The following is a 15,763-nucleotide window of genomic DNA, read 5'->3' as shown; positions in this document are numbered from 1 at the left end:
GGGGCAAGGTCCACGCCCCCCGCTTCTTTGGTTCAAAAATATGCAAATCCGCGGCGCAGCCGCGCGGGTCGGATGTGCTTTGCACATTCGAACCCGAATACTCACGTCTTGCGGAACGTCAGATAATGAGGCGTCCGCCCTTCGCGCAGGGCCTTTTGTTCATACCGAGTGGACAGCCAATCCCCCCAAGGCCTGCGCCAATCCTCAGGCCCCTCGGCCAACCACTCAAACCCGTGGCGCGGCACTTCTTCGAGGGTCTGGCGCACATAATCGGGAATATCCGTGGCCACCCGAAACTCCGATCCGGGCTTCAGAACCCGCGCCAAAGGCTCCAGATGTTCGGGCGTCACGAACCGGCGACGGTGATGGCGCGCTTTGGGCCACGGATCGGGGTAAAGCAGAAATGCCTTGGAAATCGACACCTCTGGCAACACATCAAACATATCGCGCACATCATCGGGATGAATGCGCAGATTGTCGACGTTGGCGCGGCGCACCTTGCCCAACAACATCGCCACGCCGTTGATGTATGGCTCACACCCGATGATGCCCACATCCGGATTGCTGGCCGCTTGATGGATCACGTGTTCGCCACCACCAAATCCGACCTCAAGCCAGACATCTTTGCCGCCAAACAACGCGCCCAGATTCAATGGCGTCCGGTCGGGATTGTCGTCCCAACTGACAGGACCGGGCGACAAAGCGTCCAGATCTTCAGCCAAATACCCTTCTTGGCTTTTCTTCAGATGCTTGCCCTTCAGGCGGCCATAAAAATTGCGGTGGGGTCGGGTGGGATGTGTCATGGGCCTTCCCTTACCCGCCTCGCGCTGCGTCCTCAAGGGAAACGCAAAGGGGCGGCGCGCAAGCGCCGCCCCCCTGTCGAAACAAAAGTCTTAAACAGACTTTTTCAGCGCCTCGACCAAATCAGTCCGCTCCCATGAGAAACCGCCATCGGCTTCGGGCGCGCGGCCAAAGTGGCCATAGGCCGCCGTGCGCTGATAGATCGGCTTGTTCATCTCAAGGGCGGTGCGAATACCGCGCGGGGTCAGGTCCATGACCTGCGGGATCGCGGCCTCAATCGCAGCATCGGCCACTTGGCCCGTGCCATGAGTGTCCACATAGATCGACAAAGGTGCTGCCACGCCAATCGCATAGGACAGCTGCACCGTGCATTTGTCCGCCATGCCGGCAGCCACGATATTCTTAGCCAGATAGCGCGATGCATAGGCGGCGGAACGGTCAACCTTGGTCGGGTCTTTGCCAGAGAACGCGCCACCACCATGGGGGGCGGCCCCGCCATAAGTGTCGACGATGATTTTGCGACCGGTCAGACCTGCGTCACCATCCGGCCCGCCGATCACGAACTTGCCGGTGGGGTTCACGTGCCACTTGGTATCGCCGGAAATCCAACCCTCGGGCAGGACCTCACGGATATAGGGTTCCACCACAGCACGCACATCGGCGCTGGTCATGGCCTCGTCCAGATGCTGCGTGGACAGCACGATCGACGACACGCCCACGGGGCGGCCATCTTGATAAATCACCGACAGCTGGGATTTCGCGTCCGGGCCCAACGTGGGTTCGGTCCCGTCTTTGCGGACCTCAGCCAAGCGCCGCAAAATCGCGTGGGAAAACTGGATCGGCGCAGGCATCAGTGCTTCGGTTTCATTTGTGGCATAGCCAAACATGATCCCTTGGTCGCCTGCCCCTTCGTCCCCGCGTTCGCCAGTTACACCTTGGGCAATATGTGCGGACTGTTCGTGCAGCAGATTGGTAACTTCACAGGTGTTCCAGTGGAACTTGTCCTGCTCGTAACCGATGTCTTTGATGCAATCTCGGGCGATCTGATCGACCTTGCCCATGTATTCAGCCAGCTTGGCCTGATCGGTCAGACCAACCTCACCGCCGATGACGACGCGATTGGTTGTGGCGAAGGTTTCGCAAGCCACACGGGCCAGCGGGTCTTCTGCCAGAAAGGCGTCCAGAATAGCGTCCGAAATCCGGTCACAGACCTTATCGGGGTGGCCCTCCGACACAGATTCCGAGGTGAAGGTATAATTGTTACGTGCCATGAAAGTGCTCCGTTGGATTTACCAGGCCACGTCAGGAAGCCGTTGTGGACGGCATAAGATGTACCGCCGCTACGTGCCTGCCTGCCCGCCGTCAACGACAAACCGTCTGCGGGTGGCGACACCCGCAAGAGTGCAGAGACCAAGCAACACTGCCAAAGGCCAATCCCCGATCCGCGCATAGACCGTCGCAGGCAAAGCCCGTGGCACAGCGGCGTCCAGATAACCCGCCTCGTTCAGTGCCAAGTCCGCGACGATTGCGCCGCGGGCGTCGATCACAGCCGAGATGCCCGTGTTGGCAGACCGGATCACCGGCACGCCTTGTTCAATCGCCCGCGCACGGGCCTGCACCAGATGCTGACGCGGGCCGGGCCCTTGCCCGAACCATGCGTCATTGGTCAAGATCAATAGCACGTCGGGCCGGTCGGTGCCTGTGCTGATTTCTTCAGGGAAAATTCCTTCGTAGCAGATTAAAACGCGGACACGGCCCAACCCGTCCACATCCAACAGGCCCTGTCCCGCGCCGGGTGTAAAACCTGCCACCTGATCGACCAACACGCTCAGCCCCAAGGGGCGCAGGACGGACGCAAAGGGAATGTATTCCCCAAATGGGACCAGATGTGATTTGTCATAAATGTCGGCCACCGTCGTCGGGCCTTCCAACACCACCGCTGAATTATAATAGGCCCCCTGCCACGCGCGCTGGATGCCCGCGACCACAGGGGCCCCGCGCGCGGCTTCGGCCATTTGCACAAACAGCGGACCCGCTGTGTCGACCAGCGCGGGAACAGAGGTTTCGGGCCACACGACCACATCGGCGGCCTCACCCGCCTGCGTCAGATCAAGGGCGCGGTTGTAAAACACACCCATCCAATCACGGTCCCATTTCAAGTGTTGGGGCGCATTGGGCTGGATGACCCGAACGATCTGATCGGTGGGATCAGGGGCGGAAGGCGTCAGAGCACCCAAGCCCATAGTGGCAAACAACACGCCTACCAAAGCAGGCCAGATTAACGTCCAACCGCGCACCAGACTATAGGCTGTCACGCAGGCCACGGCGGCCACCAAAAAGGTCAGCCCATAGGGCCCGACCCAGGCAAACCACACATCCCATACCGACCCGATGAGCGCATAAGACGGCAAACCCCAAGGAAAGCCCGTGAACAGGTGGCCCCGTGCCAGTTCCGCCAGCGCCATCAACACCGCCAGCCACAATACCGCCACCGGTCGCGGCCCCGCCAGGGCTCGCGCGCCCCACGCCGCCAATGCCCAGAACAGCGCCAGCCCGCCCGCCATCAGGAAAATCGCAAAGGGCGCCATCCAGCCGTGCCGCGCCACGTCCACCAAGAACGGCTCGACGATCCAGCGCAGGGTCACGGCGAAATAGCCCAGCCCGAACAGCCAGCCCGCAACCGCCGCACCTCGGCGTGAACGGGGCAGTGCCAAAGCGAACACAACAAGGGCCACCAGAACAGGCCAACCCGCCACGAATGGCTCATGGCCAAGCGCCATGAACGCCCCGAACAACAGCGGCACACCCCATCGCAGGATGCGGGAACGGCCCTCAAGCCAAGGCCCAAGTCTGGAAGGATGGCGCATGGGCTTAACTGTTGGCATGGGCGTCAAGACGCACGCGCAGGCGTTTGATCCGGCGGGGATCGGCCTCGATGACCTCGAACTCCGGCCCGTCGGGATGGCGGATCAATTCGCCACGCGCGGGCACGTGACCTGCCAGCATGAAGACCAGACCGCCCAGACTGTCGATTTCTTCCTCGTCGATTTCTGCGTGTTCGGTGAGGGGCATTCCGATCTCGGCCTCGAATTCGTCCAGCGGCGTGCGGGCTTCGGCCAAATAGATGCCCGGCTTTTCCAAGGAGAACATGGCCGCTTCATCAGCGTCATGTTCGTCCTCGATGTCGCCCACCACCTGTTCCAACAGGTCCTCAATCGTCAAAAGGCCATCGGTGCCGCCATATTCGTCAATGACCAGCGCCATGTGGATGCGGTCATTTTGCATCTTTTGCAGCAAAACACCCAAGGGCATGGACGGCGGCACGAACAACAAATCCCGCGACAGATCGCGCAGATCGAACGTCTTCGATTTGCCGTTGAACCCGTACATCAGGGCAAAATCCTTGAGGTTCACAAACCCGATGGGCGTGTCCAAGGTGCCGTCAAAAACAGGCAGACGGGTCAACCCGCTTTCGCGGAAGACCTGCACGAGATCATCGCGGCTGATGGTGACGGGAACGGCGGTGATTTCCGCCTTGGGGATCATCACGTCCTCAACCCGTTTGCGGCGCAGGTTCATCAGTCCGCGCGCCTCGGTCGGCACGAAACCGGCCACGGGCGTGATGTCGTCGGGGGTGTCTGTCGGGCTTAACGCTTCGACAATGCGGCCCAAAAAGCCGACGCTGCGGGGTTCGGGGGTGTCGTCTGGCTGCGCGCTGTGCGCCGCGCTAGAAGATCCGTCTGTGGTGTCGCCCATCTTCTCCAAGTCCAAAAAGGGCCGCCATACACGCGCGCCCGAGGTAACGTTGCTTACAAATATGGGTCAGGGATGTCCAGTTTGCCAAGGATTTCTGTCTCCAACCCTTCCATCAGCGCCGCATCGCCATCGCGGATGTGATCAAAGCCCAACAAATGAAGGGTTCCGTGGACCATCAAATGAGTGACGTGATGGTCAAATGGTTTGCCCGCCGCAGCGGCCTCAGCTGCACAGGTGTCATAGGAAATGGCGATATCGCCCAGTTCGGCATCCATCGGCAGCTGTGGGGGGGCGGGCATGTCGCCCTCCGCCATGGCCCCGCGTTCGTCGCTGGGCCACGACAGCACATTGGTCGGCTGGCCCTTTTGGCGGAAATCTTCATTGAGCGCTGCAATGCGGGTGTCATCGCAAGCCAGCACGCTGATCTCAAAATCCGATGGGTCCAGTCCAGCGCCTGTCAGGGCTGCGGAACACGCCTGATCCGCAAGCGGCTGCAAATCCGCCCAGCGCGGGTCTTCGATGACAATATCAACCGTCACGCGCCGTCCTTCGTCGGCAACCGGCGGGGGGTCGTGGGGCCATAACCTTCGTCACCCAAGACCGAGGCCCGCACTGCGACCGCACCCCCGCCTGCATCGCGCCAAACCGTTTCGACCCAATCGGCCGCCACATCGACAATCACATCATTCACCGAAAAAGCAGTGACAAAAGGATCGAACATCGGCACGCGCGGCTCACGGCCCGCCGCAGTTATCCGTGTGGCGAAAAGTTCACGCCATGGGCCTACAGCTTTGTTCAAAACGTAGATGTCCGGTCCGGACAAATGCACCATCACTGTGAATTGTCCGTCCGGTTCCTGCGCCGGATGCACCATGACATCGATGCCGGTGGTTTTGTCGGGCAGCGCGTCGAATAGACCGCGCAAGGACGCCACCGCCTCACCTGAATGATTGGACAGAACGGCGGCCAGCCGCGCGCGGTACGCAGGCTCGTCCCGCGTGTCATCCAGCGGATCGGCGTGCGACACAGATGCTGCCGTCGTAGTATCGGTCTGAGTGCCGCGCAAAATGCGCCGTATCCAAGATAAAACTTCCATGCTGCCTGCGCGCCTACTTCGGGTCGTCGCGGTCGTAGGCCTCAATGATGGCGGCGACCAGCGGGTGGCGCACCACGTCTTTGGAGGTGAAGTAGTTGAAGCTGATCTTGGGGATGTTTTTCAGCAGCCGTTCCGCATCGCGCAGGCCCGAATCCACACCGCGCGGAAGATCGATCTGGGTGCGGTCGCCGGTGATGACCATGCGCGACCCCTCGCCCAGACGGGTCAGAAACATCTTCATCTGCATGGTCGTGGCGTTCTGCGCCTCATCCAGCACCACAAAGGCGCGGGCCAATGTCCGCCCCCGCATAAAGGCCAGCGGGGCAATTTCGATCTTCTTTTCCTCGATCAGTTTTTCCACCTGTTTGGCAGGCAGAAAATCATTCAGCGCATCGTAAAGCGGCTGCATGTAGGGATCGACCTTGTCCTTCATGTCACCGGGCAAGTAGCCCAGTTTTTCACCTGCTTCGACGGCCGGACGGCTCAGGATGATCTTGTCCACATGGCCGCCAATAAACAGGTTCACCCCCACGGCGACTGCCAGATAGGTTTTACCCGTCCCTGCGGGACCAATACCAAAGGCCAATTCGTTGTTGAACAGAGACCTGACGTAGGCCTTCTGTGCCTCCGTACGCGGCTCAACCATCTTTTTGCGGGTCTTGATTTCCACGCGGTCGCCGGGGATCAGATCCATCTGGTCGCCCGCCGGGGATCCGGTGCCTTTTTCCGACGCGCCCATCCGGACCTCACGGTCGATGTCTGCAGCCTCAACAGCGCGCCCCGCCTCAAGCCGTTCGTAGAGGGCCGTCAGAACCTCACCCGCCTCGCGGCTGGCCTCAGCCTCTCCGTGGATAGACAGCTGGTTGCCGCGACGCAGGATTTGCACGCCCAGCTTAAGCTCAATTTCAGCGAGGTGGCGGTCATGTTCGCCGCACAGATCAATCAGCAAGAAGTTGTCAGGGAATTCCAAGACCACGGGCGCCGCGTCTTGTTCATAGGGGGTGGGGGGCAACGTTGTGGTGGCCAATCAATTCTCCAAGGTTTGTCTGTGTCGATGGTGGCCGGTTGCACAGACAGGCGCAAGACACGACCGGCTATTGTCATCAGATTGAAACGAAAAAGGGGCCGCGGATGTTCCCGCGACCCCTTTGCAAAGTGTTTTGCCCAAAATCACAGCGGATCCGGGACGTCCGTACCTTGATTGAACGGACCCACAGCAGTGGAGGGCGGCGCAACACCGGAACACACCGGACGGCCATCCGGCGTCAGACGCTCGGACAGATACCCTTCGATACCGTCGTCGATGATCCAGTGGTCACAGCCGTTGGGGTCAACCCAGATACCGGCGACCAGCTGTGTCAGGGATTTTTCATCCCGGCCAGCGTCCACGAAACGTTCAGCGCCCGTACGGTTGCCGCCTTCGATGTTCAGCGCGGTGATAAGCTGTTCGCCACACCCGCTGACGGACAGCGCCATCACGGTCAGAGCGGAGAATTTAAGTGCTTTCATCTGTCCTTCTCCTTAGCGAATGCAGTAGAGTTCTACGCGGCGGTTTTCTGCACGTCCAGCGGCGGTGTGGTTGTCGGCGCGCGGGCGACGCTCACCAAAGCCTTTGACGTCAACGACACGAACGCCGGCATCCTGTGCAATACCAGCGACCATCTGGGCGCGGCGGTTGGACAGGTCCATGTTATATTCGTCAGATGCGTTGCTGTCGGTGTGACCATAGATCAGAAACCCGAAGGCATTGGCCTGCTGGAAGAACGCCATCAATCGCTGCTTGTCATCTCGGGTAATCCACTCTTCGTCGTTTTCAAACAGCGTGTCCGTCGGGATCACACCGCAGATTTCAGAGCGCATGCAGACGGGCGAGCCATCGCGGTTCCGGCGGGGGGGACATGTAGCCCTCAAACCCGTCGTCCATAACCCAGTGCGTGCAGCCATCCGGGTCAACCCAGATCGTTGGCTCATAGCTTTGGCCGGTGATGGTTTGCTGTGCCGCAGCAGGCGTGGCCATGGCCAGCGCCCCCGCAAATGCAAGGCCCAGGCCCGCCAGCAGAAATTTCGTCTTACTTGTTTTCATTGGACCCATGCCCCTTTTAAACTGTCCGCGACCCCCGAGCACCCCAATGCCCCAAGCCGCCCTCACTGTCACATTATGTGCACATGGTTACCAAACTTTAGCCATAAAGAAAGGAAAAATCGCTACATATTGTGTCTAATTGGGCAACAAAACAGCGCCTTTGGGGCCGATTGTCCGTCGCTCAGCCGATATTGACGCAAAAGTTCAAGGCGTTGGAGACCGCAGTTAAGACGTAGCGTCAGCCTAGACGATTTCGCCGCCCAGCGAATTCGTCTCCGATTTCAGGACACGAACGTCGCGCAAATCCCCCACTTGCACGTCCTGCGTGTTGGCGAACACAGCGTGCAAATATTCTGATTTGCCAATCATCTGTCCGTCTTCACGACCGGCTTTTTCAAACAACACCTTTACGGTTTTGCCGATCATGCTGTCCTGCGTGGCGCGTTGCTGATCGCGCAACAGGGCCTGAAGCCGTTGCAAGCGGTCGTCCATGACGTCATCAGGCAGCTGCGGCTTTTCAGCGGCGGGCGTGCCGGGACGGGTGGAATATTTGAACGAATAGGCCTGCCCGTAGTGCACGGTGCGGATCAAATCCAAGGTGTCTTCGAAGTCGGCCTCTGTTTCACCGGGGAAGCCCACAATGAAATCGCCCGACAACAACAGATCAGGGCGCGCATCGCGGATACGTTCGATCAGGCGGAAGTAATCGTCGCGGCTGTGCTTACGGTTCATCGCCTTGAGGATGCCGTCAGACCCCGACTGAACAGGCAGATGCAGATAGGGCATCAGCTTGTCGCAGGTTCCATGGGCCTCGATCAGGGCGTCATCCATGTCGTTGGGGTGCGATGTGGTAAAGCGGATGCGTTCCAGCCCGTCGACCTTATCAAGGGCCCAGATCAACCCGGCCAAACCGCCGTCGTGGCCGTGATAGGCGTTCACGTTCTGGCCCAGCAGCGTGATTTCCTTGACGCCTGCCTCAACCAGTTCCTGTGCCTCGCGGATAATCCTCTCCGCCGGGCGGCTGACCTCAGCGCCACGGGTGTAGGGGACAACGCAAAAAGCGCAAAACTTGTCGCAGCCTTCCTGCACGGTCAAAAACGCTGTTGGCCCACGTTTGATTTTGGCGCGTTTGCGCAGGGTGTCGAATTTGTCGTCTTCGGGGAAATCCGTATCCAGCGCCTTGTGCCCATCGGCCACGGCTTTCTCCATCGCCGGAAGGCGGTGATAGCTTTGTGGCCCCACGACCAGATCGACCATGGGCTGACGGCGCATGATTTCTTCGCCTTCGGCCTGTGCCACACAGCCCGCCACGCCGATTTTCAGATCAGGATTGGCCGCCTTCAGCCCCTTGAACCGCCCCAGTTCCGAATAGACCTTTTCGGCGGCTTTTTCACGGATGTGACAGGTGTTCAGCAGGATCATATCCGCCTCATCGGCGGTCTTGGTTTCGACGTAGCCCTCGCCGCCCAGCGCTTCGACCATGCGTTCGCTGTCATAGACGTTCATCTGGCAGCCGTAGGTCTTAATAAACAGCTTCTTGGGGGTCTTCGGTGTCTGGGTCATGGCGGGGGCCTTTGGTCCAAAATCACGGGGGCAAGGGTGTGCAATTTCGCCGCCATCTATCCCACCCAAGGCCCGCTTGCAATGAGACGCGATTGACTGGATATTAACACCACTCAGGCAAGGCACCGTCATGATCCACCACAAAGATTTGTCCAGCTTTCTCAAAGAGGGCGCATCGGCCCTCAAAAAGGGGCCAGTGGCGTTGATCTTTGCCGAAGACGAAGTCGAACTGGACGCCACAATCCGCCACAACATCGCCGCGGGCTTTAGGCACACCGTCGTTTTTGCCATGCCGGAATTTACCATCGCAGAGGACGTGGCAGACAAGATCATCCGCGTGTCCTACAACATGCTGACCCCCGGCGCGCTGGAAACGGCGGTGAACGGGGTGATGAAGGCCACCGGCGATATCTGGATCTACTACTGCTACAATTCGGAATTTCTGTTCCACCCCTTCTGCGAACATCGCACTGTGGGGGAGATGATCGCCTTCAACGTTGAGGAACGCCGCGACACGATACTGACCTACGTCATCGATCTGTATGCCAGCGATCTTGAGGCTGACTTGAACGCGGTGAATATTGAAACCGCCCATCTGGACAAAACCGGCTATTACGCACTGGCCCGTAAGGACCGTTGGAACAATGATCTGGACCGTCAGATGGATTTCTTTGGCGGATTGCGCTGGCGGTTCGAAGAACACATCCCCGCCCCGCGCCGCAAGATCGACCGTGTGTCGCTGTTCCGCAATAAACCGGGCCTCGTGTTTGAGGCCGACCACACCTTTAACGACCCTGAATACAACACCTATGCCTGCCCGTGGCATCACAACCTGACCGCAGCGGTCTGCTCATTCCGAACCGCCAAAGCCTTGAAACGCAATCCCGGTAGCACCTTCGATATTCATACCTTCACATGGCACAATTCCATTCCGTTTGAATGGCACTCACAACAGCTGCTGGATTTGGGACTGATGGAGCCCGGGCAGTGGTTCTGAAGGGCGATGCGTCAGGCCACCGCCACGCCTAAAGCGCGCCCTTGGGGCAGATCACGATGCGCTGAACTATAGGCCCAATCGCGCGGGTCCTGCACAAACCCCATCCGCACTGGTGCTGCTTCAATAAAGGCGCGACGCAGCGGGATCGCTTCCCAATTGAGGATCGTAAACTCCGCCGCGCCGTCCCAGATCGCCCCGGTGTCATCCAAATGGCTTTCAAATGTGGATTGAATCACTGCCATCGCCTGCCGCATCCCGAATTCACCGGTGTTGAACACCGCCAAAAGCTGCATCTGTGCGGGCAGGACCACGGCGGCATCCAAGGAGAAATCCCAACGCGTGCGCGCCACCGCCACGCAATCGCGCAGCAGCCGCACCTCACGCAGGAGCAGATCAGACGACGGGTCTTTAAGGGTGAACTTCATCGCAACCGGCATGGGCCGAAGTGCGTCAACGGACAAAGGGCGTGTGAGTGTGGTGTGATATGACATGGACGCACTGTTGCGCATCCATCGTTAACAGCTGGTAAAAGTGCCGCGAAAAATCAGCTGCGGCGCAGCCGAATCACAACATCGACCGACGCAATCTCGGCCCCTTCGGGCGCATCGGGGACCCGCGCAATTTCAAGCTGTTCAGCAGGGGCGTCTGACAGACGATTGTCATCTTCCCAATAAAAATGGGGGTGATCGGTCATATTGGTGTCGAAATAGCTTTTCGATCCATCCACGGTAATTTCGCGCAGCAGGCCTGCATCACAAAAAGCGCGCAGGGTGTTGTAAACCGTCGCGAGGGACACTTTCTCACCGGACTTTCCAGCCGCTTCAAACAGGCTTTCGGCAGTCACATGTCGATCCCGCCCGTCGCCCACCAGCAAACCCGCCAAGGCCACCCGCTGACGCGTCGGGCGCAAACCCGCACCCGAAAGCCATGTGGCCCCCCGTTCGGTACGCGTATCTGTCTGTGTCGAAGCATCTGTCATCAAGGCATCCTTTGATTAGGACTATAATATGGGGGAACGTGCCGTTCTTTCAATCGCAAATGCGAATAGGTCGCAATCGCCCTCCCCTTGCCCCCCAGCCGCCACCTCTGTTAGGGGACGAAAACGCCAGTAACCAAGGGAACCCCGGCCAATGTCCGACTATCCAACCTCTTTTGACCGCGACGACCTTCTCAAATGTGCCCGTGGCGAACTTTTCGGCCCCGGCAACGCGCAACTGCCCGAACCACCCATGCTGATGATGGACCGCATCACCGACATTTCAGGCGACGGCGGTGCCCACGGCAAAGGCCATGTTCTGGCTGAATTCGACATCACGCCGGACCTGTGGTTTTTCGAATGCCATTTCCCTGGCAACCCGATCATGCCTGGCTGTCTGGGCCTTGACGGTCTGTGGCAGCTGACCGGTTTCAACCTTGGCTGGCGCGGTTGGACAGGGCGCGGCTATGCCTTGGGGGTGGGTGAAATCAAACTCAAATCCATGGTTCGCCCTGATGCGAAACTGCTGACCTATGAAATTGACTTCACCAAAGCCATCCAGACCCGCCGCCTGACGATGGGCGTGGCCGATGGCATCGTCAAAGTCGACGGTGAACTGGCCTATGAAGTCAAAGACATGAAGGTCGCGCTGAGCGAAAGCTAAGCCGCCCGGGCCAAGGTGTAAAAAAAGGCGACCCATCGCAATGGGCCGCCTTTTCCACTTGCCCACCACGGCACGTGTTCGCTTGGAACGGTATTAGGTCATAAAGATTGCCTTTGCGTTGACGAATTCACGCATCCCAAATCCACCGTGTTCACGGCCATACCCTGAATTTTTAACGCCACCGAACGGCATCGCTGGGTCAGCTGCGCCAAAATTGTTGATCCGCACCATGCCGGTGTCGAAATACTTGCGCGCCAGTTCAAGGGCGTGGTCTTCGTCTTTGCAAAAGATACCGCCCCCCAATCCATAGCGGCTGTCATTGGCGATGCGCATGGCGTCTTCGTCGTCCTTGGCACGGATAACGGAGGCCACAGGGCCGAAAATCTCGTCATCATACGCAGGCATGCCGGGGGTGACGTCCGCCAGAACCGTGGGCGCATAATAGGCGCCAGTCCGGTCCAGAACCTCACCACCGCACAAGACCTTTGCACCGGCCTTCACGCTGTCTTCTACTTGGCCTTTTACGGTGTTCATCTGGTCTTCGCTGGACAGCGGGCCAAGCTCGGTCGCGTCATCCATCGGATCGCCCACTTTCATCTTGGACATCTCTGCCACGAAAGCATCGGCAAAGGCGTCATAGACCTTATCGGTCACCACAAACCGCTTGGCCGACACGCAGGTCTGGCCGTTGTTAAACAGACGTCCCATGACGGAGTATTTCACCGCTGTCTCAATATCGGCATCCTCAAGCACCAGATAGGCATCGTTCGATCCCAGCTCCAAGACGGTCGTCTTCCAAGCCTCTGTCGCTTTGGTCCCAATGTGGCGGCCCGCCCCATCGCTGCCGGTCATAGTCACGCCACGGATTTTATCGTGGGCGATAACGTCATCGCTGGTGTCGTGATCGATTATGATGACCTGAAACAGGTCTTTGGGCAGGCCTGCCTCGATACACAATTCCCGCAGGCGCAGGGCCGTGCCGGTGCAAATCTCGGCGTGTTTCAACACACAGCCGTTGCCCGCCATGATGGCTGCGGCCAGCACGCGCATGGGCTGGTAGACGGGAAAATTCCACGGCTGGATCGAATAAATCACGCCAATGGGCTGATAGGTAACAAGCCCACGATGGCCGTCGCCCCATGTGCGGTCTTCATCGGCCAACTCCTGCGGCCCGTTGTCGGCTGTATATTCACAGATGGCGGCGCACAATTCGGTCTCTGTCACGCCGTCCTTTTTCAATTTGCCAACCTCGCGGGTCATCAAGGTGGCCAGATCATCGGCATTGTCGCGCAGCACAGTCGCGATTTTGCGCAGCACGTCGCCGCGGTCTTCGTGGGAGGTCTCGCGCCACTTCAAAAACGCGGCATGGCTGGCTTCGATCGCGTCAAACGCCTCCGCTTTGGACATGACAGTGTAAGTGTTGATGGTCTTGGCGGTGGCGGGGTTAATGATTTCGATCTTCGACATGGGGTTCTCCGTTCACTGGGCTACCCCACAAACGGACGCTGTGCCGACTAAGTTCCACAGCGCGCTGCCCTTGCCCCTCCCCGTCCCCTCACATAAACCCGAAACAAAGCCACCAACGGGAGCCGTCCATGCGCAGAGTCGTCATCACAGGTCTGGGGATTGTATCCCCCATCGGGAACACCGCCGCCGAAGTCGATGCAGCCTTGCGCGCAGGCACCTCAGGCATCGTGGCCAGCGATGAAATGCGCGATCACGGGTTCCGCAGCCAAGTGGCCGGCACCCTGAAGATCGACATCGCGGATCACGTGGACAAACGCACCTTGCGCTTCATGGGGCCAGGTGCCGCCTATGCCCACATCGCTATGGGCCAAGCGATTGAGGACGCCGGCCTGACCGAGGACCAGATCGTGAACCCGATGACCGGCCTGATCGCAGGGTCCGGCGGGCCATCGACATCGGCCATGTTTGCCGCCCACAAGGTCGTGGAAAACACAGGTGCCACGAAACGGATCGGGCCCTTTGCCGTGCCTAAAACCATGTCCTCGACGGTCAGCGCCAATCTGGCGACGGCTTATAAAATCAAAGGCATGAACTTCTCCATCACCTCGGCCTGTTCCACGTCTTTGCACTGCATCGGCATGGCCGCCCAGCAGATCGCCTTGGGCAATCAGCACATCATGTTCGGCGGCGGCGGTGAAGAACTTGACTGGACGCTCAGCTGCCTGTTCGACGCCATGGGCGCGATGAGCAGCAAGTACAACGACACGCCCGAAAAAGCTTCCCGCGCCTTTGACGCCAACCGCGACGGGTTTGTTATTGCAGGCGGCGGCGCGATGGTCGTGCTCGAAAGCCTCGACAGTGCATTGGCGCGCGGGGCGAAAATCTACGCCGAAGTCACCGGCTTTGCCGCGACCTCAGACGGGGCCGATATGGTGGCCCCCTCCGGCGAAGGCGGCGAACGCGCCATGCGCGGTGCGCTCAAAACCCTGCCCGAAGGCCGCAGCGTCAGCTATATCAACGCCCACGGCACATCGACACCTGTGGGCGACGTGGGTGAGGTCGAGGCCGTGCGCCGTGTCTTTGGCACAGGCACTACGCCCCCCATCAGTTCCACCAAATCCATGACCGGCCACTCCCAAGGGGCCACCGGCGCGCAAGAGGCCGTCTATTGCCTGCTGGCCCTGCAAGGCGACTATATCATCCCCTCGATCAACGTCGAAACCCTGGACCCCGCGATCAACGAAGGTGAAATCGCCACCACGTTCAAAGCGGATGCGGGGCTGGATACGGTGATGACCAATTCCTTCGGCTTCGGCGGCACCAACGGGTCGATGTTGCTGAGCAAATATCGCGACTAGGTTGATAGGCGGCTTTGCGGACTAAGCCGCAGTTCATTCTGTGAAGTGGAAGGACCGCAGACACTTTACTTGAACTTCGTATCAATCCTCGAAATATCGCCCGTCGATTGCCTTTGAATACCTTAGAAAGGCCGCAACACTATCGAATATGAACCTCGCTTCTTCCATCTCAACCAACTCAGGATTGTCGTGGGCGAAAGAGCGATTGTTTCGAACAGGATTCATGGCTTCAAAAACGCTAATGGAGCTTTTGACGATCCTCTTAGACAAAAGAGTGAGGTCGCGTTGTTCACTTAGCAGTTTCACATACCGCGCAACGCGTGAGTGTAATGGATCGTCTTTCCCGCACTCTCCCCTTTCATGTTTTCTGACAAGAGAAGCAAACCGTTTCATGCAATATGTGTGGAGACGGTCAATGCCAGCTTGTGGTTTTTTGGCGTCTAGATCACGCCGTATCGAAGCGACCAACTCCTCAAGCGTCTCACTTGGTTCAAATGCTTCAATCGCAGATGTATCGATCGCATCAGCACGCCCCTCGATCCTAGCAATGGTGGAGAAATAGAGTTCGCGTGCCTTCTCGGCATCATTTACGGGTGGAGCAAACTCCATGTCTTCGCGGTATTCCCACATTTCGCGAAGCAATTTTGCTTTGATGCTGGAAGCACCTCGTTCAATAAAGGCGCGGAGGCGTTTGGCTTTTGAAGATCCACGTCCACTAAACAGGTTAGATTTTTCTTGCGGATCAATGTCTATTGTTTCGTAGAAAAAATCGTCGAAGGTTCGCCCCCTGAAGTCGAGTACGTAACCTGATTCCATCTCTAGGACGCTCTCAAGATTATCGCGCCCGTTGCGCGGAATCATTTTTTCGTATTTTCGGTTTCCAATCATATTGATCGGATATCATTTCTATTTTGGCGTCGAGAGGAGAAAGCCCAAGGCAGGCATTGGTGTATGACGCATCAATCTGAAATTCGGGCTCATACCCAACATCCACTCCCCCCC

At 58.7% G+C, this 15,763-nt stretch carries 18 protein-coding genes and 1 riboswitch; of the genes, 3 read left to right on the top strand and 15 right to left on the bottom strand.

Translation table 11 applies throughout. The annotated features are described in order from the left end of the window. Positions 1–101: 101 nt before the first annotated feature. The 11 genes from trmB to miaB form a co-directional block, all read right to left on the bottom strand. On the bottom strand, positions 102–803 hold the full coding sequence (gene trmB, locus ACTG36_RS08570) for a tRNA (guanine(46)-N(7))-methyltransferase TrmB (protein WP_375279881.1): 702 nt from the start codon (positions 801–803) through the stop codon (positions 102–104). 90 nt (positions 804–893) lie between these two features. Next, on the bottom strand, positions 894–2,072 hold the full coding sequence (gene metK, locus ACTG36_RS08565) for a methionine adenosyltransferase (RefSeq protein ID WP_375279880.1): 1,179 nt from the start codon (positions 2,070–2,072) through the stop codon (positions 894–896). 5 nt (positions 2,073–2,077) lie between these two features. Further along, positions 2,078–2,126, bottom strand: a riboswitch (SAM-SAH riboswitch). Between the two features lie 15 nt (positions 2,127–2,141). Next, positions 2,142–3,668: an apolipoprotein N-acyltransferase gene (lnt, locus tag ACTG36_RS08560; protein WP_375279879.1), complete on the bottom strand. Its 1,527-nt coding sequence runs from the start codon at positions 3,666–3,668 to the stop codon at positions 2,142–2,144. Positions 3,669–3,672: 4 nt separating this feature from the next. Then, a complete protein-coding gene (locus ACTG36_RS08555) occupies positions 3,673–4,557 on the bottom strand; it encodes a hemolysin family protein (protein WP_375279878.1) in 885 nt (294 codons plus the stop codon). A 53-nt stretch (positions 4,558–4,610) separates the two neighbouring features. Beyond that, entirely contained in the window at positions 4,611–5,096 is a 486-nt protein-coding gene (gene ybeY, locus ACTG36_RS08550) for an rRNA maturation RNase YbeY (RefSeq protein ID WP_375279877.1), read from the bottom strand. Beyond that, a complete protein-coding gene (locus ACTG36_RS08545; protein WP_375279876.1) occupies positions 5,093–5,653 on the bottom strand; it encodes a DUF6389 family protein in 561 nt (186 codons plus the stop codon). The genes ybeY and ACTG36_RS08545 overlap by 4 nt, the downstream gene beginning before the upstream one ends. Positions 5,654–5,666: 13 nt before the next feature. Continuing rightward, on the bottom strand, positions 5,667–6,680 hold the full coding sequence (locus tag ACTG36_RS08540) for a PhoH family protein (RefSeq protein ID WP_375279875.1): 1,014 nt from the start codon (positions 6,678–6,680) through the stop codon (positions 5,667–5,669). A gap of 143 nt (positions 6,681–6,823) precedes the next feature. Further along, positions 6,824–7,162 (bottom strand): hypothetical protein, encoded by a 339-nt coding sequence (locus ACTG36_RS08535; protein ID WP_375279874.1) that lies wholly within the window; start codon positions 7,160–7,162, stop codon positions 6,824–6,826. Between the two features lie 12 nt (positions 7,163–7,174). Continuing rightward, positions 7,175–7,513, bottom strand: a complete 339-nt coding sequence (locus tag ACTG36_RS08530; RefSeq protein WP_375279873.1) for an OmpA family protein — start codon at positions 7,511–7,513, stop codon at positions 7,175–7,177. Beyond that, on the bottom strand, positions 7,503–7,736 hold the full coding sequence (locus tag ACTG36_RS08525; RefSeq protein ID WP_375279872.1) for a hypothetical protein: 234 nt from the start codon (positions 7,734–7,736) through the stop codon (positions 7,503–7,505). Before ACTG36_RS08525 ends, ACTG36_RS08530 begins: the two co-directional genes overlap by 11 nt. A gap of 243 nt (positions 7,737–7,979) precedes the next feature. Then, positions 7,980–9,299 (bottom strand): tRNA (N6-isopentenyl adenosine(37)-C2)-methylthiotransferase MiaB, encoded by a 1,320-nt coding sequence (gene miaB, locus ACTG36_RS08520; RefSeq protein ID WP_375279871.1) that lies wholly within the window; start codon positions 9,297–9,299, stop codon positions 7,980–7,982. A gap of 133 nt (positions 9,300–9,432) precedes the next feature. Here miaB and ACTG36_RS08515 point away from each other — a divergent pair, with 133 nt between their 5' ends. After that, positions 9,433–10,296 (top strand): hypothetical protein, encoded by an 864-nt coding sequence (locus ACTG36_RS08515; RefSeq protein WP_375279918.1) that lies wholly within the window; start codon positions 9,433–9,435, stop codon positions 10,294–10,296. 11 nt (positions 10,297–10,307) lie between these two features. On the opposite strand, the gene ACTG36_RS08510 is transcribed toward ACTG36_RS08515, so the two are convergent. Both ACTG36_RS08510 and irrA read right to left on the bottom strand, forming a co-directional pair. After that, entirely contained in the window at positions 10,308–10,787 is a 480-nt protein-coding gene (locus ACTG36_RS08510; protein WP_375279870.1) for a hypothetical protein, read from the bottom strand. A 53-nt stretch (positions 10,788–10,840) separates the two neighbouring features. Beyond that, positions 10,841–11,275, bottom strand: coding sequence for an iron response transcriptional regulator IrrA (gene irrA / locus ACTG36_RS08505; RefSeq protein ID WP_375279869.1), 435 nt, complete (start codon positions 11,273–11,275; stop codon positions 10,841–10,843). 151 nt (positions 11,276–11,426) lie between these two features. Here irrA and fabA point away from each other — a divergent pair, with 151 nt between their 5' ends. After that, a complete protein-coding gene (gene fabA / locus ACTG36_RS08500; RefSeq protein ID WP_375279868.1) occupies positions 11,427–11,936 on the top strand; it encodes a bifunctional 3-hydroxydecanoyl-ACP dehydratase/trans-2-decenoyl-ACP isomerase in 510 nt (169 codons plus the stop codon). 93 nt (positions 11,937–12,029) lie between these two features. On the opposite strand, the gene ACTG36_RS08495 is transcribed toward fabA, so the two are convergent. Further along, complete coding sequence (locus ACTG36_RS08495; RefSeq protein ID WP_439142010.1) at positions 12,030–13,403, bottom strand: NAD-dependent succinate-semialdehyde dehydrogenase; 1,374 nt, start codon at positions 13,401–13,403, stop codon at positions 12,030–12,032. Positions 13,404–13,531: 128 nt separating this feature from the next. Between ACTG36_RS08495 and ACTG36_RS08490 the strand changes: the two genes are divergently transcribed. Further along, positions 13,532–14,761: a beta-ketoacyl synthase N-terminal-like domain-containing protein gene (locus ACTG36_RS08490; protein WP_439142008.1), complete on the top strand. Its 1,230-nt coding sequence runs from the start codon at positions 13,532–13,534 to the stop codon at positions 14,759–14,761. 81 nt (positions 14,762–14,842) lie between these two features. Here ACTG36_RS08490 and ACTG36_RS08485 read toward each other — a convergent pair whose 3' ends face one another. Next, positions 14,843–15,622 (bottom strand): abortive infection family protein, encoded by a 780-nt coding sequence (locus tag ACTG36_RS08485; RefSeq protein ID WP_375279865.1) that lies wholly within the window; start codon positions 15,620–15,622, stop codon positions 14,843–14,845. Positions 15,623–15,763: the final 141 nt, after the last annotated feature.

This window comes from Pseudooctadecabacter sp. (assembly GCF_965657175.1).
Classification (GTDB): domain Bacteria; phylum Pseudomonadota; class Alphaproteobacteria; order Rhodobacterales; family Rhodobacteraceae; genus Octadecabacter.
This window is presented reverse-complemented; position numbering and strand designations above follow the sequence as displayed.

Coding starts and splice junctions, on each gene's coding strand:
- ACTG36_RS08545 (WP_375279876.1), bottom strand. CDS start 5,653: ATGGAAGTTTTATCTTGGATACGGCGCATTTTGCGCGGCACTCAGACC.
- ACTG36_RS08490 (WP_439142008.1), top strand. CDS start 13,532: ATGCGCAGAGTCGTCATCACAGGTCTGGGGATTGTATCCCCCATCGGG.
- miaB (WP_375279871.1), bottom strand. CDS start 9,299: ATGACCCAGACACCGAAGACCCCCAAGAAGCTGTTTATTAAGACCTAC.
- ACTG36_RS08510 (WP_375279870.1), bottom strand. CDS start 10,787: ATGTCATATCACACCACACTCACACGCCCTTTGTCCGTTGACGCACTT.
- ACTG36_RS08525 (WP_375279872.1), bottom strand. CDS start 7,736: ATGAAAACAAGTAAGACGAAATTTCTGCTGGCGGGCCTGGGCCTTGCA.
- ACTG36_RS08495 (WP_439142010.1), bottom strand. CDS start 13,403: ATGTCGAAGATCGAAATCATTAACCCCGCCACCGCCAAGACCATCAAC.
- trmB (WP_375279881.1), bottom strand. CDS start 803: ATGACACATCCCACCCGACCCCACCGCAATTTTTATGGCCGCCTGAAG.
- ACTG36_RS08555 (WP_375279878.1), bottom strand. CDS start 4,557: ATGGGCGACACCACAGACGGATCTTCTAGCGCGGCGCACAGCGCGCAG.
- ACTG36_RS08485 (WP_375279865.1), bottom strand. CDS start 15,622: ATGATTCCGCGCAACGGGCGCGATAATCTTGAGAGCGTCCTAGAGATG.
- lnt (WP_375279879.1), bottom strand. CDS start 3,668: ATGCGCCATCCTTCCAGACTTGGGCCTTGGCTTGAGGGCCGTTCCCGC.
- fabA (WP_375279868.1), top strand. CDS start 11,427: ATGTCCGACTATCCAACCTCTTTTGACCGCGACGACCTTCTCAAATGT.
- ACTG36_RS08530 (WP_375279873.1), bottom strand. CDS start 7,513: ATGCGCTCTGAAATCTGCGGTGTGATCCCGACGGACACGCTGTTTGAA.
- metK (WP_375279880.1), bottom strand. CDS start 2,072: ATGGCACGTAACAATTATACCTTCACCTCGGAATCTGTGTCGGAGGGC.
- irrA (WP_375279869.1), bottom strand. CDS start 11,275: ATGACAGATGCTTCGACACAGACAGATACGCGTACCGAACGGGGGGCC.
- ACTG36_RS08535 (WP_375279874.1), bottom strand. CDS start 7,162: ATGAAAGCACTTAAATTCTCCGCTCTGACCGTGATGGCGCTGTCCGTC.